General features: G+C 62.8%; 24 protein-coding genes and 1 other RNA gene. 7 read left to right on the plus strand and 18 right to left on the minus strand.

The features are described from left to right. Nucleotides 1-6 precede the first annotated feature (6 nt). The 9 genes from mraY to rsmI form a co-directional block, all read right to left on the minus strand. A complete protein-coding gene (gene mraY / locus ABNP31_RS21640; protein WP_025340548.1) occupies nucleotides 7-1,089 on the minus strand; it encodes a phospho-N-acetylmuramoyl-pentapeptide-transferase in 1,083 nt (360 codons plus the stop codon). Next, nucleotides 1,089-2,456 carry a UDP-N-acetylmuramoyl-tripeptide--D-alanyl-D-alanine ligase gene (locus ABNP31_RS21645; RefSeq protein WP_350012746.1) on the minus strand — a complete coding sequence of 456 codons (1,368 nt, stop codon included), beginning with the start codon at nucleotides 2,454-2,456 and terminating at the stop codon, nucleotides 1,089-1,091. The genes mraY and ABNP31_RS21645 overlap by 1 nt, the downstream gene beginning before the upstream one ends. Further along, complete coding sequence (locus tag ABNP31_RS21650) at nucleotides 2,449-3,936, minus strand: UDP-N-acetylmuramoyl-L-alanyl-D-glutamate--2,6-diaminopimelate ligase (protein ID WP_350013428.1); 1,488 nt, start codon at nucleotides 3,934-3,936, stop codon at nucleotides 2,449-2,451. The genes ABNP31_RS21645 and ABNP31_RS21650 overlap by 8 nt, the downstream gene beginning before the upstream one ends. After that, the gene (locus tag ABNP31_RS21655) at nucleotides 3,936-5,678 is read right to left on the minus strand and encodes a peptidoglycan D,D-transpeptidase FtsI family protein (protein WP_162276789.1); all 1,743 of its coding nucleotides are present in this window, start codon (nucleotides 5,676-5,678) and stop codon (nucleotides 3,936-3,938) included. Before ABNP31_RS21655 ends, ABNP31_RS21650 begins: the two co-directional genes overlap by 1 nt. Further along, nucleotides 5,678-5,971: a cell division protein FtsL gene (gene ftsL / locus ABNP31_RS21660; protein WP_025340552.1), complete on the minus strand. Its 294-nt coding sequence runs from the start codon at nucleotides 5,969-5,971 to the stop codon at nucleotides 5,678-5,680. The genes ABNP31_RS21655 and ftsL overlap by 1 nt, the downstream gene beginning before the upstream one ends. Beyond that, nucleotides 5,968-6,915 (minus strand): 16S rRNA (cytosine(1402)-N(4))-methyltransferase RsmH, encoded by a 948-nt coding sequence (gene rsmH / locus ABNP31_RS21665; RefSeq protein ID WP_025340553.1) that lies wholly within the window; start codon nucleotides 6,913-6,915, stop codon nucleotides 5,968-5,970. The genes ftsL and rsmH overlap by 4 nt, the downstream gene beginning before the upstream one ends. Then, nucleotides 6,912-7,367, minus strand: a complete 456-nt coding sequence (mraZ, locus tag ABNP31_RS21670; protein WP_350012747.1) for a division/cell wall cluster transcriptional repressor MraZ — start codon at nucleotides 7,365-7,367, stop codon at nucleotides 6,912-6,914. The genes rsmH and mraZ overlap by 4 nt, the downstream gene beginning before the upstream one ends. A 308-nt stretch (nucleotides 7,368-7,675) precedes the next feature. Further along, nucleotides 7,676-8,035, minus strand: an RNA gene (gene rnpB, locus ABNP31_RS21675) — RNase P RNA component class A. 67 nt (nucleotides 8,036-8,102) lie between these two features. After that, a complete protein-coding gene (gene rsmI / locus ABNP31_RS21680; protein ID WP_350013429.1) occupies nucleotides 8,103-8,897 on the minus strand; it encodes a 16S rRNA (cytidine(1402)-2'-O)-methyltransferase in 795 nt (264 codons plus the stop codon). A gap of 267 nt (nucleotides 8,898-9,164) precedes the next feature. Between rsmI and ABNP31_RS21685 the strand changes: the two genes are divergently transcribed. The 5 genes from ABNP31_RS21685 (at nucleotide 9,165) to ABNP31_RS21705 (ending at nucleotide 12,990) form a co-directional block, all read left to right on the plus strand. Next, on the plus strand, nucleotides 9,165-10,982 hold the full coding sequence (locus tag ABNP31_RS21685) for a penicillin-binding protein activator (protein ID WP_350012748.1): 1,818 nt from the start codon (nucleotides 9,165-9,167) through the stop codon (nucleotides 10,980-10,982). Continuing rightward, nucleotides 10,982-11,353, plus strand: a complete 372-nt coding sequence (locus ABNP31_RS21690) for a YraN family protein (protein WP_085664411.1) — start codon at nucleotides 10,982-10,984, stop codon at nucleotides 11,351-11,353. Before ABNP31_RS21685 ends, ABNP31_RS21690 begins: the two co-directional genes overlap by 1 nt. 86 nt (nucleotides 11,354-11,439) lie before the next feature. Continuing rightward, the gene (locus ABNP31_RS21695) at nucleotides 11,440-12,033 is read left to right on the plus strand and encodes a phosphoheptose isomerase (RefSeq protein WP_012274070.1); all 594 of its coding nucleotides are present in this window, start codon (nucleotides 11,440-11,442) and stop codon (nucleotides 12,031-12,033) included. Further along, a complete protein-coding gene (locus ABNP31_RS21700; protein ID WP_015271720.1) occupies nucleotides 12,030-12,608 on the plus strand; it encodes a BON domain-containing protein in 579 nt (192 codons plus the stop codon). Before ABNP31_RS21695 ends, ABNP31_RS21700 begins: the two co-directional genes overlap by 4 nt. A gap of 163 nt (nucleotides 12,609-12,771) precedes the next feature. Next, a complete protein-coding gene (locus ABNP31_RS21705; protein ID WP_025340556.1) occupies nucleotides 12,772-12,990 on the plus strand; it encodes a YgdI/YgdR family lipoprotein in 219 nt (72 codons plus the stop codon). Between the two features lie 48 nt (nucleotides 12,991-13,038). On the opposite strand, the gene ABNP31_RS21710 is transcribed toward ABNP31_RS21705, so the two are convergent. The 7 genes from ABNP31_RS21710 to rplM form a co-directional block, all read right to left on the minus strand. Next, complete coding sequence (locus tag ABNP31_RS21710) at nucleotides 13,039-13,470, minus strand: ClpXP protease specificity-enhancing factor (protein ID WP_025340557.1); 432 nt, start codon at nucleotides 13,468-13,470, stop codon at nucleotides 13,039-13,041. A gap of 10 nt (nucleotides 13,471-13,480) precedes the next feature. Continuing rightward, nucleotides 13,481-14,104: a glutathione S-transferase N-terminal domain-containing protein gene (locus ABNP31_RS21715; protein ID WP_238066906.1), complete on the minus strand. Its 624-nt coding sequence runs from the start codon at nucleotides 14,102-14,104 to the stop codon at nucleotides 13,481-13,483. 117 nt (nucleotides 14,105-14,221) lie between these two features. Beyond that, on the minus strand, nucleotides 14,222-15,001 hold the full coding sequence (locus ABNP31_RS21720) for a cytochrome c1 (RefSeq protein ID WP_085614300.1): 780 nt from the start codon (nucleotides 14,999-15,001) through the stop codon (nucleotides 14,222-14,224). Then, nucleotides 15,001-16,212 (minus strand): cytochrome b, encoded by a 1,212-nt coding sequence (locus ABNP31_RS21725; RefSeq protein ID WP_025340560.1) that lies wholly within the window; start codon nucleotides 16,210-16,212, stop codon nucleotides 15,001-15,003. The genes ABNP31_RS21720 and ABNP31_RS21725 overlap by 1 nt, the downstream gene beginning before the upstream one ends. Next, nucleotides 16,212-16,805 (minus strand): ubiquinol-cytochrome c reductase iron-sulfur subunit, encoded by a 594-nt coding sequence (gene petA, locus ABNP31_RS21730; protein WP_015271723.1) that lies wholly within the window; start codon nucleotides 16,803-16,805, stop codon nucleotides 16,212-16,214. Before petA ends, ABNP31_RS21725 begins: the two co-directional genes overlap by 1 nt. Before the next feature lie 263 nt (nucleotides 16,806-17,068). Continuing rightward, nucleotides 17,069-17,461, minus strand: a complete 393-nt coding sequence (rpsI, locus tag ABNP31_RS21735) for a 30S ribosomal protein S9 (protein ID WP_003260797.1) — start codon at nucleotides 17,459-17,461, stop codon at nucleotides 17,069-17,071. A 14-nt stretch (nucleotides 17,462-17,475) separates the two neighbouring features. Continuing rightward, nucleotides 17,476-17,904, minus strand: coding sequence for a 50S ribosomal protein L13 (gene rplM / locus ABNP31_RS21740; RefSeq protein ID WP_003260798.1), 429 nt, complete (start codon nucleotides 17,902-17,904; stop codon nucleotides 17,476-17,478). A gap of 257 nt (nucleotides 17,905-18,161) precedes the next feature. Here rplM and ABNP31_RS21745 point away from each other — a divergent pair, with 257 nt between their 5' ends. Together ABNP31_RS21745 and ABNP31_RS21750 are read left to right on the plus strand one after the other, a co-directional pair. Beyond that, nucleotides 18,162-19,202: an NADP(H)-dependent aldo-keto reductase gene (locus tag ABNP31_RS21745; protein WP_023662822.1), complete on the plus strand. Its 1,041-nt coding sequence runs from the start codon at nucleotides 18,162-18,164 to the stop codon at nucleotides 19,200-19,202. 274 nt (nucleotides 19,203-19,476) lie between these two features. Next, nucleotides 19,477-20,397 carry a GlxA family transcriptional regulator gene (locus tag ABNP31_RS21750; RefSeq protein ID WP_075047039.1) on the plus strand — a complete coding sequence of 307 codons (921 nt, stop codon included), beginning with the start codon at nucleotides 19,477-19,479 and terminating at the stop codon, nucleotides 20,395-20,397. 117 nt (nucleotides 20,398-20,514) lie between these two features. Here the strand turns inward: ABNP31_RS21750 and zapE are convergent, their stop codons facing one another. Both zapE and ABNP31_RS21760 read right to left on the minus strand, forming a co-directional pair. Beyond that, the gene (zapE, locus tag ABNP31_RS21755; protein ID WP_025340562.1) at nucleotides 20,515-21,609 is read right to left on the minus strand and encodes a cell division protein ZapE; all 1,095 of its coding nucleotides are present in this window, start codon (nucleotides 21,607-21,609) and stop codon (nucleotides 20,515-20,517) included. Nucleotides 21,610-21,773: 164 nt separating this feature from the next. Further along, complete coding sequence (locus ABNP31_RS21760; protein ID WP_025340563.1) at nucleotides 21,774-23,123, minus strand: tryptophan--tRNA ligase; 1,350 nt, start codon at nucleotides 23,121-23,123, stop codon at nucleotides 21,774-21,776. Nucleotides 23,124-23,136: the final 13 nt, after the last annotated feature.

A 23,136-nucleotide genomic window follows, 5' to 3' on the forward strand; every position in this document is an offset into this window, starting at 1 on the left:
GCTCATCTACCTCAGTTTCAGGGTTGCAAGGCCGACCAGCACCAGGATCACGGTGATGATCCAGAAGCGGACGATCACCCGTGGCTCTGGCCAGCCCTTGAGTTCAAAGTGGTGGTGGATCGGCGCCATGCGGAACACGCGCTTGCCGGTCAGCTTGAAGGAGGCAACCTGGATCACCACCGACAGGGTTTCCATGACGAACACGCCGCCCATGATGAACAGCACGATTTCCTGGCGGACGATCACGGCGATGGTGCCCAGCGCGGCGCCCAGCGCCAGCGCGCCGACGTCACCCATGAATACCTGCGCCGGGTAGGTGTTGAACCACAGGAAGCCCAGGCCGGCACCGATCAGCGCGCCGCAGAACACGATCAGCTCGCCCGAGCCCGGCACGTAGGGGATCAGCAGGTATTCGGCGAACTTCACGTTGCCCGACAGGTAGCAGAAGATGCCCAGGGCACCGCCGACCATCACCGTCGGCATGATCGCCAGGCCGTCGAGGCCGTCGGTGAGGTTGACCGCGTTGCTCGAACCGACAATGACGAAGTAGGTCAGCACGACGAAGCCGATGCCCAGCGGAATGGTGACATCCTTGATGAACGGCAGGATCAGCGTGGTTTCGACGCTGGTCGGCGCGGTCTTGTACAGGAAGATGGCTGCAGCCAGGCCGAACACCGACTGCCAGAAGTACTTCCAGCGGCTTGGCAGGCCACGCGAGTTCTTTTCGATCACCTTGCGGTAGTCATCGACCCAGCCGATGGCACCGAATGCCAGGGTAACGATCAGCACCACCCACACGTAGCGGTTGGTCAGGTCGGCCCACAGCAGGGTGCTGACGGCGATGGCGGACAGGATCAGCGCCCCACCCATGGTCGGGGTGCCGGACTTGGACAGGTGCGATTGCGGGCCGTCGTTACGCACGGCCTGGCCGATCTGGCGGATTTGCAGGGTACGGATCATCCACGGCCCCAGCCACAGCGCCAGGGACAACGCGGTCAGCACACCCAGAATCCCGCGCAGGGACAGGTACTGGAAGACCGCGAAGCCTTTGTGGAACTGTTGCAGATACTCGGCCAACAGCAGCAGCATTAATGTTTCTCCCCGCTGGCACCGCACAATGCCGCCACGACGTTTTCCATCGCAGCGCTGCGCGAGCCCTTGATCAAGATAGTGGTGTCGCTGGCATTCTCGGCGCCAACCGCGTCGATCAACTCAGCTTGAGTAGCGAAATGGCGGCCATTGGCGCCGAACGCCTTGACCGCGTGTGTCATGTTGGAACCCACTGCGTACAGGGCGTCGACCTTGCCACGCGCGTAGTCACCCACCTGACGGTGGCCTTCTTCCGCCCATTGCCCCAGTTCGCCGATATCTCCAAGCACCAGGACGGTGCGTCCGGAAAAGCCGGCGAGTATATCAATGGCCGCGCACATGGAGGTGGGATTTGCGTTGTAACTGTCGTCGATCACGCGCACGCCGTTCGGCGCGATCTGCGCCACGGTACGGCCCTTGACCGGCTGCACGGCAGCCAGGCCGGCGGCGATGCCGCTCAGGCTCAGACCAACGGCATGGGCAGCGGCGGCGGCGGCCAGGGCGTTGCTGACGTTGTGCTCACCAAGCACATTGAGTTGCACGTCTACCACGTCACCAGCGCCGTGCAGCTTGAACGACGGGCAACCACGGGCATCACGACCGATGTCCGTGGCATGGAAATCGGCCTTTGCATTGCTGCGGGCGAAGCTGAAGACCTTGTGCGAGCCGGCGCGTGCCTTCCAGATATCAAAGGCCTTGTCGTCCAGGTTGAGGATGGCGATACCGCCCTCGCCCAGGCCTTCGAGGATCTCGCCCTTGGCTTCGACGATCTTTTCCGGGCCGCCGAACTCGCCAACGTGGGCGGTACCGGCGTTGTTGATGATGACCACCTGGGGCTGGGTCAGGCCGACGGTGTAGCGGATCTCGCCAATGCGCGAGGCGCCCAGTTCGATCACCGCGGCACTGTGCTCGGGGGCGATCTCCAGCAGGGTCAGCGGCGCGCCGAGGTCGTTGTTCAGGTTGCCGCGGGTGGCGTGCACCAAGCCACGGGTGCGCAGGATGCTGGCGAGCATCTCCTTGACCGTGGTCTTGCCGCTGGAACCAGTGATGGCCACCACCGGCTTGTCGAAGGCAGCACGGTTCAGCGCGCCAAGCTGGCCGAGGGCCAGGCGGCAATCGGCGACCAGCAGCTGCGGCAGATCGACATCGGCTACTTCACGCTCGACCAGGGCCGCGACAGCGCCCTTGGCCTTCACATCGGCCAGGTAGTCGTGGCCATCGAAGCGCGGGCCGGCCAGGGCGACGAACAGTTGCCCGGCGCCAACACTGCGGCTGTCGATGCTGACGCCGGTGAAGGTGGCGTCGGCACCGATTTGTTGACCACTCAGTGCTGTGGTCAGCTGGCTGAGTGACATCGGCTTAAGCATGTGGAGCCTCCCAGGCTGCAAGTGCCTTTTCGGCCTCGGTCAAATCGGAGAAATCATGGCGCTTGCCATTGATCTCCTGGTAATCCTCGTGCCCCTTGCCGGCCAGCACGATCACATCGTCGGCAGCGGCAATGGCGATCAGGTGTGCGATGGCTTCGCCACGACCGGCAACGAACTCGACCTCGGCAGGACTGGCGAAACCGGGACGGATGTCATCGAAAATGCGCAGCGGGTCTTCAGTACGCGGGTTGTCGTCGGTGACCAGCACGCGGTCTGCCAGGCGTTCGGCCACTTCGGCCATCAGCGGACGCTTGCCGCGGTCTCGGTCGCCGCCGCAGCCGAACAGGCACAGCAGCTTGCCGTGCGCGTGCGGGCGCAGGGCTTCGAGCACTTTCTCCAGGGCGTCCGGGGTGTGTGCGTAGTCGACCACCACCAGCGGCTTGTCGCCCCCACCCAAGCGCTGCATGCGGCCGATCGGCCCCTGCAACTGCGGGGTGACCTCGAGGATTTCGTCCAGCGCATAGTCCAGCGCCAACAGGGTCGCCACGGCGGCGAGCATGTTGCTCAGGTTGAAGCGCCCCAGCAACTGGCTGCGCAGGGTACGTTCGCCCTGGGCAGTGACCAGTGTGGCGCGCACGCCATCGTCATTGAACACGGCTTCGCGGCAGAACAGCGAGGCCTCCGGCTTCTCCAGGCTGTAGCTGAGCAACCGGGTCTCGATATGGTCGACACTCGGGCGGCGGGCAAAATCGGCGGCCAGGCGACGGCCGAAGTCGTCATCCAGGTTGACCACCTGGCAGCGCAGGCTCGGCCAGGCGAACAGCTTGGCCTTGGCGGCCTCGTAGGCCTCCATGCTGCCGTGGTAGTCCAGGTGGTCGCGGGACAGGTTGGTCATGACCGCGATGTCGAATTCCAGCGCGGCGACCCGGCCCTGCTCCAGGGCGTGGGAGGAAACCTCCATGGCCACGGCCTTGGCGCCACCTTTCTTGAGATCGTTGAGGGTCGACTGCACGGCGATCGGGTCGGGCGTGGTCAGGCGGCCACTCTGCAGCTCACCATAGAAGCCGGTACCCAGGGTGCCGATCAGGCCGCAACGCTGACCAAGCAAGTCCAGCGCCTGGGCCACCAGCTGGGTGACGCTGGTCTTGCCGTTGGTTCCGGTCACGCCCACCAGGTTCAGCTGGCGGCTCGGTTCGCCGTAGAAGCGCCCTGCGATATCCGAAAGCTGGGCGATCAGGCCCTTGACCGGGATGAGCGGCGCGTCGGTCAGTGGCAGAACGCTCGTGCCCTGTTCTTCATAGGCAACGGCAGCAGCGCCACGCGCCAGGGCATCGGCGATATGCGCGCGGCCATCGACCTTGGCGCCCGGCACGGCCAGGAACAGATCGCCCGGGCGCACATTGCGGCTGTCCAGGGTCAGTTCACGGATCAGCGGGTCACGGCTGGCGTGAGCGAAAAGCTTGCTCAATGGCATTGTCATCATCCACGCCCTCCCTTGGCGGTTGCTGCTGCATTGACTTGCGATTGTTCGACGGGTGCTGGCGGCGGCAGGTTGTCTGGCGGCACGTTCATCAGGCGCAGGGTGCCGGACATGACCTTGCTGAACACCGGCGCCGAAACCAGGCCACCGAAGTAGCCGCCCTTGCCTGGTTCGTCGATGACCACGACGATGGCGTAGCGCGGGTCGCTCATCGGACCGAAGCCGGCGAACAGCGAGCGGTAGGCGTTTTCGGTGTAGCCCTTGGAGCCCACGGTGGCTTTACGCGCGGTACCCGACTTGCCGGCCACGTGGTAGAACGGCACCTGGGCGCGGAACACGCCGCGCGGTGCTTCGATCACCTGCTGCAGCATGCCCTGGACGGTTTCGGCGGTTTCCTTCGGAATGGCCTGCACGGCTTCCGGGGCCTTGTCGACCTTGAGGATCGACAGCGGCACCATCTTGCCGTCGTTGGCCAGCGCCGCGTAGGCATGCACCAGTTGCAGAGCGGTGACCGACACGCCATAGCCATAGGACAGGGTCGCGGTCTCTGCCTTGCGCCACTCGCGGTGGTTGGGCAGGTTGCCGACGCGCTCGCCGGGGAAGCCAAGGCCGGTGTACTGGCCCAGGCCGACCTGGGACATGACCCGATAGATGGCCTCGCCGCCGATGTCGAAGGCGATCTTGCTCATGCCGACGTTACTGGAGTTGATCAGGATGCCGGTCAGGTCGAGGATCGGGCCCTCGCTCCTGGACACGTCCTTGATGGTGTAGCGGCCGATCTGCAGGCTGCCCGGGTACACCTCGACCTTGTCGGTCGGCTTCCAGCGGCCACTTTCCAGCGCCGCGCTCATGGAGATCGGCTTGACCGTGGAGCCCGGCTCGAACACGTCGATGATCGCGCGGTTACGCATGGCGGCCGGGAACATGCTGCGGCGGTTGTTGGGGTTGTAGGTCGGCTGGTTGACCATGGCCAGGACCTCACCGGTCTTGACGTCCATGATCACCAGGCTGCCGGCCTTGGCGTCCTGTTCGGCAATGGCGTTGCGCAGCTCGCGGGTAGCCAGGTACTGCAGGCGCAGGTCTATCGACAACGCCAAGGTCTTCCCGGCCTTGGCGTTCTTGGTTACCTGGATGTCCTTGATCAGCCGGCCGCGCCGGTCCTTGATCACCTGCCGCTTGCCGGGTACGCCGGCCAGCCACTCGTCATAGGCCAGTTCCACCCCTTCGCGACCGTGGTCGTCGAGGTCGGTGAAGCCGACCATGTGCGCGGTGACATCACCGGCCGGGTAGAAGCGGCGGAATTCTTCCAGGCCGTACACGCCCGGCACTTTCAGGTCGAGTACATGCTGGCCCTGCTCCGGGGTAAGGCCGCGGACCAGATAGATGAACTCTTTGCTGGCCTGCTGGGTCAGGCGCTCGGTCAGTTGCTGCGGGTTCTGCCCCAGCGCTGCCGCCAGCTGTGGCCAGCGGTCCTTGGAGGCCTGCATTTCCTTGGGGTTGGCCCACAGGGTGGTGACCGGGGTACTGACCGCCAGCGGTTCACCGTTACGGTCGGTGATCAGGCCGCGGTGAGCCGGGATAGGGATGTGACGCAGGCTGCGCGCATCGCCCTGGCCCTTGAGGAAGTCACGGTCGACCACCTGCAGGTCGATGATGCGCCAGCAGATGGCACCGACCATCAGCGCCAGCAAGCCGATCACCACGCGGAAGCGCCATGGGTAGAGTGCGCCTTCGAGCTTCATCATGGCGCCACCATCCGTACTTCGTCAGCCGAAGGTACGCGCATCTTCAGTTGCTCGGAAGCCAGGTTTTCGATGCGGCTGGCGGCGGTCCAGGTGCTTTGCTCGAGGATCAGCCGGCCCCACTCGGCCTGGGCCTTGTCGCGTTCGTTCAACTCGCCGTACAGGGTGTTGAGCAACTGACGGTTCCAGTGCGCGCTGTAGGACACGGCGATGGCCGAAATCAGCACGGCAACGAACAGCAGAAGCATCAGGAAGCTTCCGCCTGGCAAGGGTTTGGCAAACAGCCTGCTCACCGCAGCTTCTCCGCCACCCGCATCACGGCGCTGCGCGCCCGCGGGTTGGCCTTGAGCTCGGCTTCGGAGGCGAACTGGGCCTTGCCGATGAGCTTGATTTTCGGCTCGAAGGCCTTGTGCTGAACCGGCAGGTTGCGTGGCAGGTTGTCGGCCTCGCCCTTGACCAGCTTGCGCATGAACAGCTTGACGATACGGTCTTCCAGCGAGTGGAAACTGATGACTGCCAGGCGCCCGCCAACTTCCAGCGCTTCGAGCGCTGCCTCAAGACCGGTCTCAAGGTCGCCCAGTTCGTTGTTGACATGGATGCGCAGGCCCTGGAAGGCACGGGTAGCCGGGTTCTTGCCCTTTTCCCAAGCCGGGTTGGCCACCTTGAGCACTTCCGCCAGGTCGGCGGTACGGGTGAACGGCTGCTTTTCGCGACGCTCCACCACAGCACGCGCCATGCGCCCGGCAAAGCGCTCCTCGCCGTATTCCTTGAATACGCGGGCGATCTCTTCCACCGGCGCAGTGGCGATGAACTCGGCGGCGCTGATGCCCTGGTCCGGGTTCATGCGCATGTCCAGCGGGCCATCATTGAGGAAGCTGAAGCCACGCTCGGGGTCATCCAGCTGCGGCGAGGAAACGCCCAGGTCCAGCAATACGCCACTGACCTTGCCATCCAGGCCGCGCTCGGCCACTTCCGCGCCCAGCTCGGCAAAGCTGCGCTGCACAATGACAAAGCGGCCGTCTTCGGCCGCCAGCGCTTGCCCCGTGGCAATCGCCTGTGGATCTTTGTCGAAACCCAGCAACCGCCCTTGCGGCCCGAGCTTGCTGAGAATCAGCCGGCTGTGCCCGCCACGGCCGAAAGTGCCGTCCAGATAGCAACCGTCGGCGCGCAAGGCCAATGCCTCGACAGCTTCGTCGAGCAGGACGGTAATGTGGTTGAAGCCGCTATCTATGGTCACAGGATCAGGTCACGCAATTCGTCGGGCATGGCGCCCGGTTGTTGAATAGCTGCAAGGTCGGCTGCCGAAACCGCGTTCCAGGCATCGTCATCCCACAGCTGGAATTTGTTCAGTTGCCCCACCAGCATCGCCTTCTTGTCGAGCTTGGCGTACTCACGCAGACGGGGCGGTACCAGGAAACGCCCGCTGCCATCGAGCTCCAGGTCAACCGCATTACCGATCAGCAAACGCTGCAGGCGGCGGTTTTCCTCACGCAACGATGGCAAGGCACGCAACTTGGCTTCTATCTGTTCCCACTCATCGAGGGGATAAACACACAAGCAGGGGTCAACCGCGTCGATGGTCACGATCAGTTGACCATTGCAACGCGAATCGAGCTCGTCACGGTACCGGCTCGGCATGGCGAGACGGCCCTTGGCATCGAGGCTGACGGCGTTGGCTCCGCGGAACACGGCTGCGATTCCCCACAATGTTAGCTTTTTTGTGCCAGAAAACCCACTTCATCCCACTTTCTGCCACTTGCGCACACTATAGGAATCCGCCCGCAGCACCGTCAAGGCACGTTCGGAAGGAAAAGCCTTACAGGACCGAGATTTAGCGCAATAAAGGAATGCGGAAGGACTACCGAGGAGAAAAAAACACGAGAAAAATCAAACCCACGCAGGCGAATGGAGTTCGAAGTTAAAGTGATTTATTAAGAGTAAGATTTTTTCGGTATTACCAGAGGGCATCTGCTATCGAATAAAGCAGGGAGGGAAAGGTGGAGAGTCGATCTGTAAGCCGGGTTTTGTCGAGGACAGTCATTCCTCTACGACGGCCATCGCTGGACGCCTCTAGCAACCTACCCGGTTCCGACGCGGGCCACGCCTGATGGAACCCTATTTGGTCTTGCTCCGAGTGGGGTTTACCTAGCCACGAACTGTTGCCAGCCGTGCGGTGCGCTCTTACCGCACCTTTTCACCCTTACCGGCACCGAAGTGCTTAGGCGGTTATTTTCTGTGGCACTTTCCGTAGGCTCGCGCCTCCCAGGCGTTACCTGGCACTCTGCCCTATGGAGCCCGGACTTTCCTCCCCCTGCTGTTGCGGAACAAAAGCAGGCAGCGACTGTCCGATCGACTCTCCGCCGCCAAGATTAACGGCACGCGCGCCCGAGAACAAGCAATACCGACATCTATATCAATTTGCCACTACTCGGCTTTCTGCTTATCCAGGGCCAGTTGATACAGCAGGTTCTTGCGCACCCCGGTAATTTCCGCGGCCAGCGCCGCCGCACGCTTGAGTGGCAACTCGGCCAGCAGCAGGTCGAGCACCCGCTGCGCCTCGGCACTGATCGCCTGCTCGCCCTCCGGCGCACTCCAGCCACCGACCAGCACCACGCACTCACCGCGCTGCTGGTTGCTGTCGCCGGCAACGAACGCGCGCAGCTCGGCCAGGGGCAGGCCCTTGAGGGTCTCGAAGGTCTTGGTCAGCTCGCGCGCCAAAAGCGCCGGGCGCTCGCCACCGAACACCGCCTCCATGTCCTCGAGGCATTCCAGGATACGGTGCGGGGCCTCATAGAAGATCAGCGTGCGCGGCTCTTCCTTTACCTGCTCCAGGCGCGCCCGGCGCCCCGCTGCCTTGGCCGGCAGGAAGCCTTCGAAGATGAAGCGGTCCGAAGGCAGGCCGGCCGCCGACAGCGCGGCGATCAGAGCGCAGGCGCCCGGCACCGGCACCACGTTCACACCCGCAGCCCGCGCCTGGCGCACCAGGTGGTACCCCGGATCGGAAATCAGCGGCGTGCCGGCATCGGAGACCAACGCCACATTCTCACCCGCCAGCAGCTTGGTGAGAAAACGCCCGCCCTCGTCACGCTCGTTGTGCTCATGGCAGGCCGCCAGCGGCGTGTCGATGCCGAAGTGCTGCAGCAGGCGGATCGAATGACGGGTATCTTCCGCCGCGATCAGGGCCACGTCCGCCAGCACCTTCAGCGCCCGGGCGCTCATGTCGTCGAGGTTGCCGATGGGAGTCGCGACCACATACAGCGTCCCCACGGTGGATTTCGAAGCCCCTGCCACATCAGTCACTGCGCACACCTGTCGTTCGGATCAAAGGCGCCATTGTAGCCCGAGCGCCTGCAACAGGGCGCAAAGAACTTCGCCGACGACCGATGACAGGCCTCCTATAGTGAAGGATCGACACGGCAACATCGCGCCCCGGCCAGCGCTTGGGTACAATTGCCGGCCACCTTGATCGAGTAACAGGACCTTTACATGATCGCTTGCCTGCGGCTGTTCACAGCCCTCTGCCTTGCTGCCTTGCTGGCAGCCTGCGCCAGCTCGCCCTCATCCAGCCTGGGCGAACTGCCACGCACCCCGGACGCCAGCATCGAGCAACTGCTCGAGAAGGCTGCTTCCAGCAAGTCCGCGGAAGACGCCGCCCTGCTGCGCCTGAGCGCAGCCGACCTGGCCTACAAGCAGAAGGATTTCCCACTCGCCGCACGCATCCTCGAGCAGGTGCCGCTGGACACGCTCAAGCCGGCGCAGCAAGTGTTCGCCAGCACCCTCGGTGCCGAGCTGGCCATGAGCCGCAACCAGCCCAAGGCTGCCCTGACCGCCCTGGCCCACCCGAGCCTGCAGCGCGTCGCCGAACTGCCGGAAGAACAGCAAGCGCGCACCTACAGCGTGCACGCGGCCGCCCTCGAAGCTGATGGCCAGGCCCTGGCCGCCGCGCAACAGCGCGTGCTGCTGACCCCGCTGCTCAGCGGCCAGGCCGCCAGCGCCAACAATGACGCCATCTGGGCATTGGTCGCCTCGCTGCCGGCAGAGCAACTGCAGCAGCCTGGCAACGACCAGACCCTGGCCGGCTGGACCAGCCTGGCCTTCGCGGTAAAAAGCGCCGGCACCCTGGAACAGCAGCAAGCGGCTATCGACACCTGGGTCAAACAGCACCCGGACCACCCGGCTGCCCAGCAACTGCCGCTGGCACTGACCAAGCTCAAGGAACTGGCCAGCCAGCCGCTGACCAAGATTGCCCTGCTGCTGCCTCAGGAAGGCCCGCTGGCCGGTGTTGCCCGCGCCCTGCGTGACGGCTTCATGGCTGCGCACTTCCAGGCCCAGCAAGCCGGCCAGCAGGCGCCAGCCGTGCAGGTATTCGACAGCTCGCGCATCGGTTCGCTCGACGACTTCTATCGCCAGGCCCAGGCCGCAGGCGTACAGCTGGTCATCGGCCCACTGGAAAAACCGCTGGTCAAGCAACTGGCTGCCAAGCCACAACTGCCGATCACCACCCTGGCCCTGAACTACGCCGACGCCGGCCAGAAAGCGCCGCCGCAGCTGTTCCAGTTCGGCCTGGCTGCCGAAGACGAAGCCCGTGAAGTGGCCCGCCGCGCCCGCGCCGATGGCATGGTCCGCGCCGTGGCCCTGGTGCCGAGCGGCGAATGGGGCGACCGCGTGCTTGCCGCCTTCCGCCAGGACTGGGAAGGCAACGGTGGCACCCTGCTCGCCGCCGAGCGCATCGCCCAGCCGGTCGCACTGGCCCAGCAGATTGCCGACCTGTTCCAGCTGCGCCAGAGCGAAGGCCGCGCCAAGAGCCTGCAGAGCACGGTAGGTGGCAGCATCGCCGCGCAGCCGTCGCGCCGCCAGGACATCGACTTCATCTTCCTCGCCTCGACCCCGCAACAGGCCCAGCAGATCAAGCCGACCCTGAACTTCCAGTACGCCGGTGACGTACCGGTCTACGCCACCTCGAACCTGTACAGCGCCAGTGGTGACGTCAACCAGTACAACGACATGAACGGTATCCGCTTCTGCGAAACCCCGTGGCTGCTCGATACCAGCAACAGCCTGCGCCAGCAGGTCGTGCAGCAATGGCCGCAAGCCGCCGGCAGCCTGGGCCGCCTGTATGCCATGGGCGTCGACGCCTACAGCCTGGCGCCGCGCCTGGGCCAGCTGAAAGCGCTGCCGGACAACCGCGTACTGGGCCTTTCGGGCAGCCTGAGCATGAACGCCAACCAGCGTGTCGAGCGCCAGCTGCCTTGGGCCGAGTTCGTCGGCGGCCAGGTCCAGCGCCTGCCTGACACCGCCCGCTGATGGCAGCAGCGTCGCCCACCAGCGCCGGGCAGGCAGCGGAAACCCAAGCCCTTGAATACCTTCAAGGGCAGGGCCTGCACCTGCTGGCGCGCAACTGGCGATGCAAAGGCGGTGAGCTTGATCTGGTCATGCTCGACGCCGATACAGTAGTATTCGTCGAAGTCCGCTACCGGTTGCACGCGGGCTTCGGTGGCGCCCTCGGCAGTATCGACGGGCGCAAGCAGAAACGGTTGGTGCTCGCCGCCAGCCTGTTCCTGCAGAAGGAGCCCCACTGGGGCAACCACCCCTGCCGCTTCGACGTAGTCGCCCTGCAGGGCAGCCACCATGCAGGCAGACCGCTTCAATGGCTGAAAAACGCCTTCGAATGCTGAACCCACTCCGATTTTTTTGCTCTATGTTTCGCGGGCTGGTCGTTGTTGCGCGTAGCAAAGGCCACCGCCCCACTTAAGGTCACCAGATGGACATGCAATCCCGAATTCGCCGGCTGTTCCAGGCCAGCATCGATACCAAGCAACAGGCAATGGACATCCTGGCACCGCACATCGAGCAGGCCAGCCTGGTCATGGTCAATGCACTGCTCAACGAGGGCAAGATGCTCGCCTGCGGCAACGGCGGCTCGGCCGGCGATGCCCAGCACTTTTCCTCGGAGCTGCTCAACCGCTTCGAGCGCGAACGCCCGAGCCTGCCGGCCATCGCGCTGACCACCGACAGCTCGACCCTGACCTCGATCGCCAACGACTACAGCTACAACGAAGTCTTTTCCAAGCAGATCCGCGCGCTGGGCCAGCCTGGTGACGTTCTGCTGGCGATCTCCACCAGCGGCAACTCGGCCAACGTGATCCAGGCGATCCAGGCCGCACATGACCGCGAAATGATTGTCGTAGCATTGACGGGTCGCGATGGCGGCGGCATGGCTTCGTTGCTGCTGCCCGAAGACGTGGAAATCCGCGTACCTTCGACGGTTACCGCGCGCATCCAGGAAGTCCACCTGCTGGCGATCCACTGCCTGTGTGATCTGATCGACAGCCAACTGTTCGGGAGTGAAGAATGACCCCTATGCGCCTCGGCCTTATGGCCCTGACCCTGTGCCTGAGCGTTACTGGTTGCAGCTCGGTACTGACCTCTACCCGCAATTCGCCAATCGAGGACGATCGCGGCACGCGCACCATCGGCAGCAAGATCGACGACTCGCTGATCGAAACCAAGGCCTCGGTCAACATCGCCAAGGCCAGCCCTGACCTGGACAAAGGTTCGCACATCGTTGTCAGCAGCTACAACGGCATCGTCCTGCTGGCCGGCCAGACCCCGCGCGCCGACCTCAAGAGCCTTGCCGAGCAGACTGCCAGCCAGGTACAGCGGGTCAAGAAAGTGCACAACGAGCTGCAGGTGATGCAGCCCTCCTCCATCCTGGCGCGCAACAACGACGCCTGGCTGACCACCAAGATCAAGACCCAGATGCTGACCGACAATGCCGTGCCCAGCTCGCGCATCAAGGTGATTACCGAGAACGGTATCGTCTACCTGCTCGGCCTGGTGACCCAGCAGGAGGCCAACTCGGCCACTGCCGTGGTACAGGGCGTTTCGGGTGTGCAGAAGATCGTCAAACTGTTCGAGTACATCGACTGATTCACTGATTGCCTGCACCGGCCTCTTCGCGGGTAAACCCGCTCCCACAGGGATCTCACAGCTTTCGAGGCTTGTTGTATTCCTGTGGGAGCGGGTTTACCCGCGAAAAGGCCAGCACAGGCGACAACACTGCCCTACCTTTCAGAAATCCAGGAAACACCGCATGAAAAAGCTTCTGCTGCCTGCCCTGCTGTTCGGCACTTTCGCCACCCTGGCCGGCTGCTCCACACCAAGCCTGATCACCCTCAACGATGGTCGTGAAATCCAGGCCGTCGACGTACCGGAATTCGACCGCGACGCCGGCTTCTACGAGTTCCAGCAACTCGACGGCAAGCGTACCCGCATCAACAAGGACCAGGTACGCACCATCAGCGACCTGTAAGCCAGGGCTGGTAAAGAAAAAGGCGATCCGGTTGGATCGCCTTTTTTGTTACTTGACCACTTTCAGGCTTGGCCGGCCAGTCGGGCGTGGCGGCTGGCCACCACCTTCTGGTGGGCCATTGTCATCCGGCTGTACATCATCATCTTCCGGCTCATCGTCATCCATCACGGGCGGCTCCAGCTCGAAGACCATACCCTGGCCATTTTCGCGGGCATAGATACCCAGGATGGCGCCAACCGGCACGTACAGCGAGTGAGCCACGCCACCAAAGCGGCCCTCGAAGCTGACCGCGTCGTTGTCCATGTGCAGGCTGCGCACGGCACTTGGCGAGATGTTCAACACGATCTGGCCATCACTGGCGAAACCATCCGGCACCTGGACCTTCGGAAATTCGGCATTGACCAGCATATGGGGCGTGCAATCGTTGTCGACGATCCACTCGTACAGTGCTCGAACCAGATAGGGGCGACTGGAGTTCATCAACGGCTCCTTAAAGCTTGCGCATTTCACGTTCTACAGAGGACAGGCTCGCCTGGAAAGGCTCGCGGGCGAACTGCCGCTCCATGTAATCCAGCAGCGGCTTGGCTTGCTGCGGCAACTCGATACCCAACACCGGCAGACGCCAGAGTATGGGCAGTAGACAACAATCGACCAGGCTTTGCTCCTCACTCATGAAGCAGGCGAACTCGCCGAACAGCGGCGAGACTCCGGTCAGGCTCTCACGCAACGCCTTGCGCGCTTCGGCTCGGGCAGCCTCGCTGCTGCGCGAGTCGAGCACGGTATCGGCCAGGGAGCACCAGTCGCGCTGGATGCGATGCATCAGCAAGCGGCTGTTGCCCCGCGCAACCGGGTACACCGGCATCAGCGGCGGATGCGGATAACGCTCCTCGAGGTATTCCATCACCACGGTCGATTCATACAGCGCCAGGTCACGGTCGACCAGGGTCGGCACGCTGCCGTAAGGGTTTACCTCGGCCAGCTTGGGCGGCAGGCGGCCGGGGTCGACATCGATGACCTGCACGCTGATACCCTTCTCGGCCAGCACGAGGCGTACCCGATGAGAATAGTGATCAGCGGGGTCGGAATAGCAGGCTAACCTGTTGGTTGCGCCCATGTAGCGCCTCCTCGCACGGGATGCTTGTGAAACTGTAAATGAAAACGCGCCCGTGGTGACCTGGCAGATCTGCCAGGCCACCACGGGCGCGTTCAACAACCAGAAACTACTGCGTGATCAGTGCACGTCCTTCCAGTATTCACGCTTGAGCAAGTAGGCGAATACGAAGAAGAAAGCCAGGTACAGCAACACGTAGGTACCGATGCGCTGGCTTTCCAGTTTGACCGGGTTGGCCGAATAGGCCAGGAAGGTCACCAGGTTCTTGACCTTCTCGTCGAACTGCTCGGTCGTCAGGGTACCGGAATTCGGCGTAATGGTCAGCTGGTCGCAGGCTTCATGGGTGATCGGGGCGCCGGTCAACGGGTCGAATTGCTTCTTGCCATCGGTCACGGTCTGCACCTGTTTGCAGCCGACGTACTGGTTGCCCTGCAGGCCAACCAGCACGTTTGGCATGCCGACGTTCGGGAACACCTTGTTATTCACCCCATAAGGCCGCGACGGGTCTTCATAGAAGCTGCGCAGGTAGGTGTACAGCCAGTCGGTGCCACGCACCCGCGCCACCAGGGTCAGGTCTGGCGGTGCGGCGCCGAACCAGGTCTTGGCGTCACTGGGCTTCATGCCGATCTGCATGTGGTCACCGATCTTGGCACCGGTGAACACCAGCTTCTCGAGCATCAGCTCGTGGGGGATGCCAAGGTCATCGGCCACCCGCTCGTAACGCTGGAACTTGGCACTGTGGCAACCCATGCAATAGTTGGCAAAGGTACGCGCACCGTCCTGCATGGCGGCCTTGTCGCCCAGGTCGATGTCGACCTTGTCCAGCTCCAGGCCCGTTTCGGCCGCGAAGGAAAAGGCAGGCATCACTGCCAGCAAAAATACTGCAATCAACTTTTTCATCAGCCAGTCACCCTTTCCGGAACCGGTTTGGTCTTCTCGAGCCTTGTGTAGAACGGCATCAGCAGGAAGTAGGCGAAGTACAACACCGTGCACACCTGCGACAGCAAGGTACGCCCAGGTGTCGGCGCCAGTACGCCCAGCACGCCGAGGATGACGAAGGCCACGCAGAACACCAGCAGGAAGAGCTTGCTGATCCAGCCCTTGTAGCGCATGGAGCGCACCGGGCTGCGGTCGAGCCAGGGCAGCACGAACAGCACGGCAATGGCCGCACCCATGGCGATGACGCCCATCAGTTTGTCAGGCACCGCACGCAGGATCGCGTAGAACGGCGTGAAGTACCACACAGGCGCAATGTGCTCGGGGGTCTTGAAAGCGTTCGCCTGCTCGAAGTTAGGTTTCTCCAGGAAGTAACCGCCCATTTCCGGGAAGAAGAACACCACGGCGCAGAACACGAACAGGAACACCACCACGCCAACAATGTCCTTGACGGTGTAGTACGGGTGGAACGGGATACCATCCAGCGGGATACCGTTCTCGTCCTTTTTCTTCTTGATGTCGACGCCATCGGGGTTGTTCGAACCCACTTCGTGAAGGGCGAGGATGTGCAGCACCACCAGGCCGAGAATCACGATCGGCAGGGCGACCACGTGCAGGGCGAAGAAGCGGTTCAGGGTGATACCCGAGATCAGGTAGTCACCGCGGATCCACTGGGTGAGGTCGCCACCGATCACCGGAATGGCACCGAACAGCGAGATGATCACCTGGGCACCCCAGTACGACATCTGACCCCACGGCAGCAGGTAGCCCATGAAGGCTTCGGCCATCAGCGCCAGGTAGATCAGCATGCCGAACAGCCAAACCAGTTCACGCGGCTTCTGGTAGGAGCCGTAGAGCAGGCCGCGGAACATGTGCAGGTAGACCACGATGAAGAACGCCGATGCACCGGTGGAGTGCAGGTAGCGCAGGATCCAGCCGTATTCCACGTCACGCATGATGTACTCGACCGAGGCGAACGCCTCTTCCGCCGAGGGCGTGAAGCTCATGGTCAGCCACACACCGGTGACGATCTGGTTGACCAGCACCAGCAGCGCCAGGGAGCCGAAGAAGTACAGGAAGTTGAAGTTCTTGGGCGCGTAATACTTGCTCAGGTGGTCTTCCCACATCTTGGTGGCGGGGAAGCGAGCATCAATCCAGTCCATGAACTTGCTCATCATGCGTTCTCCTGGTCAACGCCGATGACGACGATCTCGTCCGACTCGTAAGAGTGCGGTGGCACGGGCAGGTTGAGAGGTGCCGGCTGCGACTTGTAGACACGCCCGGCCAGGTCGTAGTGGGAGCCGTGGCACGGGCAGAAATAGCCACCGACCCATTTCGGGCCAAGGTCGGCGGGTGCGACTTCCGGACGGAAGGTGGGCGAGCAGCCCAGGTGTGTGCACAGGCCGACAAGGATGAGGATTTCCGGCTTGATCGAACGAACCTGCGGGTCGACGTAGGTGGGCTGTACCGAGGCCTTGGACTCGGGGTCAGCCAGGTCACCGACGACCTTTTTCAGGTTACCGAGGATCTCGTCCGTTCGCCGCACGATGAACACCGGCTGGCCACGCCACTCGGCCACCATTTGCTGCCCGGCCTCGACCTTGGCGATATTGACCTTCACCGGTGCACCCGCGGCTTTCGCCTTGGCACTGGGAAACCATGACCCCACGAACGGTACCGCAGCCCCCACTGCCCCCGCTGCCCCGACTACAGATGTCGCGGCTACGAGGAAGCGGCGCCGGCCTGCGTTGACGCCGTCATTGCTCATTCAGTCCTCTCCCATCAGCTTGCTTGGCCAGTTGGACCTGGCCTGTACTTAGGTAATGTCTGTGGCACTAAAAATTGGCCGCCATGGTAAGAAACAAATCCACACACTGACAAGGTGATTACCCGGGGAACGGGCTACAACCCTCGCTTTGCTTGATCTGCGTCTATGCGGCAAGTCGTCACCGACATGCTGACAGGTTAGTTCAAGACATAAAAAAAGCCCGGTTCCAAGGAACCGGGCTTTTTTCGACTGCCGAAGCGGTATTAACGCTTGGAGTACTGAGGACGCTTACGCGCTTTACGCAGACCCACTTTCTTACGCTCAACTTCACGAGCGTCGCGGGTGACGTAGCCAGCACGACGCAGAGCGCCACGCAGGGTTTCGTCGTATTCCATCAGAGCGCGGGTGATACCGTGACGGATCGCACCGGCTTGACCGCTGACACCACCACCGGAAACGGTGACGTAGATGTCGAACTTCTCGACGGTTTCGGTCAGCTCGAGCGGCTGACGAACAACCATGCGAGCGGTTTCGCGACCGAAGAACACGTCCAGAGAACGGTTGTTGATGGAAATGTTACCAGTACCCGGACGCAGGAATACGCGAGCGGTTGCGGTCTTGCGACGGCCAGTGCCGTAGTTTTGAGTCGCCGACATAATGAACTATCCCGTTAGATCTTCAGTTCTTGAGGCTGCTGAGCAGTGTGTGGGTGAGCAGCACCCGCGTACACTTTCAGCTTGCGGTACATGTCGCGACCCAGCGGGTTCTTCGGCAGCATGCCTTTGACCGCAGTTTCGATAACACGCTCAGGGGCCTTGGCGATCAACTTCTCGAAGTTGATTTCCTTGATACCGCCCGGGAAACCGGAGTGGGAGTAGTACATCTTGTCGGAAGACTTGGCACCAGTCACACGAACCTGCTCGGCGTTGATGACGACGATGTAGTCGCCGGTGTCAACGTGAGGGGTGTATTCTGGTTTGTGTTTGCCACGCAGACGGCTAGCGATTTCGGTAGCCAGACGACCCAGGGTCTGGCCAGCGGCGTCGACTACGAACCACTCGCGCTTTACTGTTTCCGGTTTAGCAGTAAAAGTTTTCATTCTCTAAAGCCTCAGAGGCCGCCCAGCGAAAAATAGACGGCGAATCTTACTGGATAGTGCACAGCTTGCCAAGGGCAAGCGCGCAGCCGAACGCTGACGCTTTTGGGGGCTCGGGTCAGGCACGCCAATGTTCGACGGGGTTCTTCCTGCGTGGTGGTGCATCACTTCCGCCACACGGAGAGGGGCCGAATTATCCAGATTGCGCGAAAAATTTCAACCTGCTTTGATGGGCTTCTTTGTCAAGGAGTGTCTACCCGATGGAATACCGCCAGCTCGGCCGTACCGACCTCAATGTCAGCGCCCTGTGCCTGGGCACCATGACCTGGGGCGAGCAGAACGTCCAGGCCGAGGCCTTCGAGCAGATTGCCCGGGCCAAGGCCGCCGGGGTCAACTTCATCGACACCGCCGAGATGTACCCGGTGCCGCCCCGCCCCGAAACCTACGCCGCCACCGAGCGCATCATCGGCAACTGGTTCCGCGCCAATGGCGATCGCGACGACTGGGTGCTGGCCAGCAAGGTCGCCGGCCCCGGCAACGGCATCAGCCACATCCGCGACGGCCAGCTCAAGCACAACCGCCAGCACATCGTCGCCGCGCTGGACGAGAGCCTCAAGCGCCTGCAGACCGACCGCATCGACCTGTACCAGCTGCACTGGCCCGAGCGCAGCACCAACTTCTTCGGCAAGCTGGGCTACCAGCACCTGCCACAGGACCACTTCACCCCGCTGGAAGAAACCCTCGAAGTGCTCGACGAGCAGGTGCGCGCGGGCAAGATCCGCCACGTCGGCCTGTCCAACGAAACGCCGTGGGGCACCATGAAGTTCCTGCAACTGGCCGAAAGCCGCGGCTGGCCGCGAGCGGTGTCGATCCAGAACCCGTACAACCTGCTCAACCGCAGCTTCGAGGTGGGCCTGGCGGAAGTGGCCATCCGCGAGCAGTGCGGCCTGCTGGCCTATTCGCCGCTGGCGTTCGGCATGCTTTCCGGCAAATACGAGAACGGCGCACGCCCGGAAAACGCACGCCTGACCCTGTTCAGCCGCTTTGCCCGCTACTCCAACCCACAGACCGTGGCGGCCTGCAGCCGCTATGTGCAGCTGGCCCGCGAGCACGGCCTGGACCCGGCGCAGATGGCCCTGGCATTCGTCACCCGGCAGCCGTTCGTGACCAGCAACATCATTGGCGCGACCAGCCTCGAGCAACTGGACAGCAACCTTGCCAGCCTCGAGCTGAGCCTGAGTGATGAACTGCTGGCGGCGATCGAGGCGATTCACCAGGAGCAACCGAACCCGGCGCCTTGAGCCGGACCCTGTGCTGTGTTCTTCGCGGGCTCGCCCGCTCCCACAGGACCTCACTGCCCCTCAGGCCTGCGGGGTACCTGTGGGAGCGGGCAAGCCCGCGAAGAAACCAGCACGGTGTAGCAGGCTAGACACAATCGCCAAAAAATAAGACGATCCAGCCGGTGATTGACCACTCTACCCTATAAGAACAATGACAATGATGTTTACCCAACCCTCCGCGTCGCTGCGGCGCGTCAGCATCCTGGCCATTGACAAGGTGTTCGCTTCGACCTTGATGCAGGCCAAGGATTTCTTCCACCTCGCCAGCTTGCGCTACAGCAAGCAGCTGGGCCTGGGCCTTCAGCCCATGTTCGAGATCCGCCTGGTGAGCCCGGACGGCCAGCCCGTGGACAGCTTCAGCAATGTGCAGCTGCCGGTCGAAGGCGGCCTGGACGACGCCGATGTGATCATCCTCCCGGCCTTCTGGGACGACTTCGACAACCTGCTGCAACGTTATCCACAGGTGCTGCCGTGGCTGCGTGAACAGCATGCCCGTGGCGCGGTGCTGTGCGCCGAGGCCAGTGGCGTGTTCTGGCTGGCCGAGTCCGGCCTGCTCGACGGCAAGGAAGCGACCACCTACTGGCGCTTCTTCAACAGCTTTGCCGAACGCTTCCCGAAGATCCGGCTGAACCAGGACAAGCACCTGACCGACGCCGACAACCTGTACTGCGCCGGCGGCACCACCTCGGCCTGCGACCTGTACATCTACCTGATCGAACGCTTCTGTGGCGCCAACGTGGCCCGCGCCGTGTCCCGCGACATCCTCTACGAGGTGCAGCGCAACTACACCCCCGGGCGCATGGGCTTTGGCGGGCAGAAGCTGCACCAGGACCTGATCATCCTGCAGATCCAGCACTGGCTGGAAGAACACTTCGCCGACAAGTTCCGCTTCGAGGACGTGGCCCGCAACCACGGCATGAGCATTCGCAATTTCATGCGCCGCTTCCAGGGCGCGACGGGTGACAAGCCGCTGCACTACCTGCAACGGCTACGGATCGAGACGGCCAAGGGGTTGTTGTCGAGTACGCGCAAGAGCATCAAGACCATCAGCTATGAGGTCGGATATGACGATGCCAGTTTCTTTGCGCGGCTGTTCCGTCAGCACACCGAGTTGTCGCCGAACCAGTATCGGCAACAGTTCATGCAGGAGGCTTGAGGCCAATGGGGCTGCCTTGCAGCCCATCGCGACACAAGGCCGGCTCCTACAGGGAATCGCGTAATCCTGTAGGAGCGGCCTTGTGTCGCGAAAGGGCCGCAAAGCGGCCCCGGATTCTCAGGGCTTGTGCGCCCGCGCCAGAAACTCGTGCGACTGCATCTCCAGCAAGCGGCTCAGGGTACGCTGGAACTCGAAGGCCAAGCGCCCACCGGTATACAAGTCCTTCAGCTCCACCTCGGCCGAGATGATCAGCTTGACGTTGCGGTCGTAGAACTCATCCACCATGTTGATGAAGCGGCGGGCGATGTCGTCGGTGGTGACACCCATCTGCTCCACGTTGCTCAACAGCACGGCATGGAAGATCTTGCCCAGTTCGATGTAGTCGTTCTGGCTGCGGGGGCCGTCGCACAGGGCGCGGAAGTCGAACCAGGCCACGTCGTCACAGGTAAGCAGGGCATTGATCGGGCGATTCTCGATCATCAGCACGTCGTTCTCGACCGCCTGGGTGCATTCAGGGGTCAGCGCCTTGAAGCTGGCGCGCAGGCTCTGGTGCGCCGCCTCATCGAGCGGGTAGTGGTACAGCTCGGCCTGCTCCAGGTGACGCAGGCGGTAGTCGACCCCGCTGTCGACGTTCACCACCTCGGTGTACTGCTTGATCATGGCGATGGCGGGCAGGAAGCGCGCGCGCTGCAGGCCGTCCTTGTACAGGCCGTCCGGCACGATGTTGGAAGTAGCCACCAGCGATACGCCGTTCTTGAACAACTCTTCCATCAGGGTGCCGAGGATCATCGCGTCGGTAATGTCCGATACGAAGAACTCGTCGAAACAGATGACCTTGGCTTCTTCGCTGAAGCGCTTGGCAATGATGGTCAGCGGGTTCTTCTCACCCTTGAGGGTTTTCATTTCCTCGTGCACACGCTTCATGAAGCGGTGGAAGTGCGTGCGCATCTTCTGCTTGAACGGCAGCGCCTCGAAGAAGGTATCGACCAGGTAGGTCTTGCCGCGCCCTACCCCACCCCAGAAGTACAGGCCCTTGACCGGGGTCTGCTCCTTCTTGCCGAACAGCTTGCCGAACACGCCCGGCTTGTTGTTCTGCGCGTGCACCAGGTCGTCGTACAGGCGCTGCAGGTGACGCACCGCAGTTTCCTGCGCCGCGTCATGGAAGAAGTCGGGACGTTTCAGATCTGCTTGATATCGTTCTAGGGGCGTCATGATTCGTTAGCGAGGCAACAAAAAACGGGCCGTCACTGTAGCGACAGGCCCGCTTAATGGCAATGCGACTTGCGTCAATATGCCTCATCCAGACCAACTAAGTGCTGGATGGCACCGGCTTTGCCGGTGTTCGCGGGTAAACCCGCTCCTACAGGCGAAATGCCTCAGTCCGGTTGAGGAGCAAGCGCTGCACGCAGGCTTTCAATGGCCGAATCACGGGCTTCGGCGCTGTCGAACTGCGGCCCGTCGGCAACCTGTTCGCCGTTCAGCCACAGGCCGAAGCCCAGGCCTTCGACGCGCACATCCGCCTCGCCACCTTGCTGCAGCTGCTTGCTCACGGCGCCGGCGCTCTTGCCGTCGGCAAAGCTGCGCGACAGCAGCAGTTGTTCGCCGTCAGCGGCCAGCAGGCGGAAGCGGAAGCTGCCGTCTTCATCGCGGAAGCTGACGAAACGCGCGCTCTTGGCGGCCTTCTTCTTCACTTCGGTGCTGGCCTGCACGCTGCTGCGGAACGAACGCAGGCCAACGGCCTCGCGCAGTTGCTCGAGGAATGGCGTGGCAATCTTGCGAGCCTTGGCGGCACCGGCCAACAGGATGTCTTCCAGGTCCGCCGGGCGGGCGATCAGCTGGTGGTAGTACTCGCGCTTCTCGGCCAACTGGCCGTCCAGCAGCTGGAACAGGCGCTGCTTGGCCTCGCCCCAGCCCAGGCCCTGCAGCAGTTCTTCGCGGAACTCGGCGCACTGCGCCGGCGTCGAGAAGGCCTGGAACAGGGTGAACAGGTGAGCGTTGTCCGGGTCTTTCGCTTCGCCAGGCGCACGCGAGTCGGTGACGATGCGCGAGATGGCGTCTTTCATCTCCTTGGCGCTGGTGAACAGCGGGATGGTGTTGTCGTAGCTCTTGGACATCTTGCGCCCGTCCAGGCCCGGCAGGGTCGCCACGCTCTCTTCGATCACCGCTTCCGGCAGGGCGAAGAAGTCCTTCCCCTGGCCGAACAGGTGGTTGAAGCGTTGGCCGATATCGCGGGCCATTTCCACGTGCTGGATCTGGTCACGGCCGACCGGCACCTTGTTGGCGTTGAACATCAGGATGTCCGCGGCCATCAGCACCGGGTAGCTGTACAGGCCCATGGTCACGCCGGCATCCGGGTCTTCGCCGTTTTCCAGGTTCTTGTCCACCGAGGCCTTGTAGGCGTGCGCGCGATTGAGCAGGCCCTTGGCGCTGACGCAGGTCAGCAGCCAGGTCAGCTCGGGGATTTCCGGGATATCGGACTGGCGGTAGAAGGTCACCTTGTCCGGATCGAGACCACCGGCCAGCCAGGTGGCGGCGATTTCCAGGCGCGAACGCTGGATGCGCAGCGGGTCGTCGCACTTGATCAGGGCGTGGTAGTCGGCCAGGAAATAGAACGAGTCGACACCGGGCTGCTGGCTGGCACGGATCGCCGGGCGGATGGCGCCGGCGTAGTTGCCCAGGTGCGGAGTGCCGGTGGTGGTGATACCGGTAAGAATGCGCGTGGTCATGGGTGTTCGCTTA

It is taken from the genome of Pseudomonas asiatica, from assembly GCF_040214835.1.
Taxonomy (GTDB): domain Bacteria; phylum Pseudomonadota; class Gammaproteobacteria; order Pseudomonadales; family Pseudomonadaceae; genus Aquipseudomonas; species Aquipseudomonas putida_Z.

What these genes read in the sequence shown, in the direction of transcription:
- mraY (WP_025340548.1), bottom strand. Translation starts at nt 1,089, where the DNA reads ATGCTGCTGCTGTTGGCCGAGTATCTGCAACAGTTCCACAAAGGCTTC.
- ABNP31_RS21645 (WP_350012746.1), bottom strand. Translation starts at nt 2,456, where the DNA reads ATGCTTAAGCCGATGTCACTCAGCCAGCTGACCACAGCACTGAGTGGT.
- ABNP31_RS21650 (WP_350013428.1), bottom strand. Translation starts at nt 3,936, where the DNA reads ATGACAATGCCATTGAGCAAGCTTTTCGCTCACGCCAGCCGTGACCCG.
- ABNP31_RS21655 (WP_162276789.1), bottom strand. Translation starts at nt 5,678, where the DNA reads ATGAAGCTCGAAGGCGCACTCTACCCATGGCGCTTCCGCGTGGTGATC.
- rsmI (WP_350013429.1), bottom strand. Translation starts at nt 8,897, where the DNA reads ATGAGCGCCCGGGCGCTGAAGGTGCTGGCGGACGTGGCCCTGATCGCG.
- ABNP31_RS21685 (WP_350012748.1), top strand. Translation starts at nt 9,165, where the DNA reads ATGATCGCTTGCCTGCGGCTGTTCACAGCCCTCTGCCTTGCTGCCTTG.
- ABNP31_RS21690 (WP_085664411.1), top strand. Translation starts at nt 10,982, where the DNA reads ATGGCAGCAGCGTCGCCCACCAGCGCCGGGCAGGCAGCGGAAACCCAA.
- ABNP31_RS21695 (WP_012274070.1), top strand. Translation starts at nt 11,440, where the DNA reads ATGGACATGCAATCCCGAATTCGCCGGCTGTTCCAGGCCAGCATCGAT.
- ABNP31_RS21700 (WP_015271720.1), top strand. Translation starts at nt 12,030, where the DNA reads ATGACCCCTATGCGCCTCGGCCTTATGGCCCTGACCCTGTGCCTGAGC.
- ABNP31_RS21705 (WP_025340556.1), top strand. Translation starts at nt 12,772, where the DNA reads ATGAAAAAGCTTCTGCTGCCTGCCCTGCTGTTCGGCACTTTCGCCACC.
- ABNP31_RS21710 (WP_025340557.1), bottom strand. Translation starts at nt 13,470, where the DNA reads ATGAACTCCAGTCGCCCCTATCTGGTTCGAGCACTGTACGAGTGGATC.
- ABNP31_RS21715 (WP_238066906.1), bottom strand. Translation starts at nt 14,104, where the DNA reads ATGGGCGCAACCAACAGGTTAGCCTGCTATTCCGACCCCGCTGATCAC.
- ABNP31_RS21720 (WP_085614300.1), bottom strand. Translation starts at nt 15,001, where the DNA reads ATGAAAAAGTTGATTGCAGTATTTTTGCTGGCAGTGATGCCTGCCTTT.
- ABNP31_RS21725 (WP_025340560.1), bottom strand. Translation starts at nt 16,212, where the DNA reads ATGAGCAAGTTCATGGACTGGATTGATGCTCGCTTCCCCGCCACCAAG.
- petA (WP_015271723.1), bottom strand. Translation starts at nt 16,805, where the DNA reads ATGAGCAATGACGGCGTCAACGCAGGCCGGCGCCGCTTCCTCGTAGCC.
- rpsI (WP_003260797.1), bottom strand. Translation starts at nt 17,461, where the DNA reads ATGTCGGCGACTCAAAACTACGGCACTGGCCGTCGCAAGACCGCAACC.
- rplM (WP_003260798.1), bottom strand. Translation starts at nt 17,904, where the DNA reads ATGAAAACTTTTACTGCTAAACCGGAAACAGTAAAGCGCGAGTGGTTC.
- ABNP31_RS21745 (WP_023662822.1), top strand. Translation starts at nt 18,162, where the DNA reads ATGGAATACCGCCAGCTCGGCCGTACCGACCTCAATGTCAGCGCCCTG.
- ABNP31_RS21750 (WP_075047039.1), top strand. Translation starts at nt 19,477, where the DNA reads ATGCAGGCCAAGGATTTCTTCCACCTCGCCAGCTTGCGCTACAGCAAG.
- zapE (WP_025340562.1), bottom strand. Translation starts at nt 21,609, where the DNA reads ATGACGCCCCTAGAACGATATCAAGCAGATCTGAAACGTCCCGACTTC.
- ABNP31_RS21760 (WP_025340563.1), bottom strand. Translation starts at nt 23,123, where the DNA reads ATGACCACGCGCATTCTTACCGGTATCACCACCACCGGCACTCCGCAC.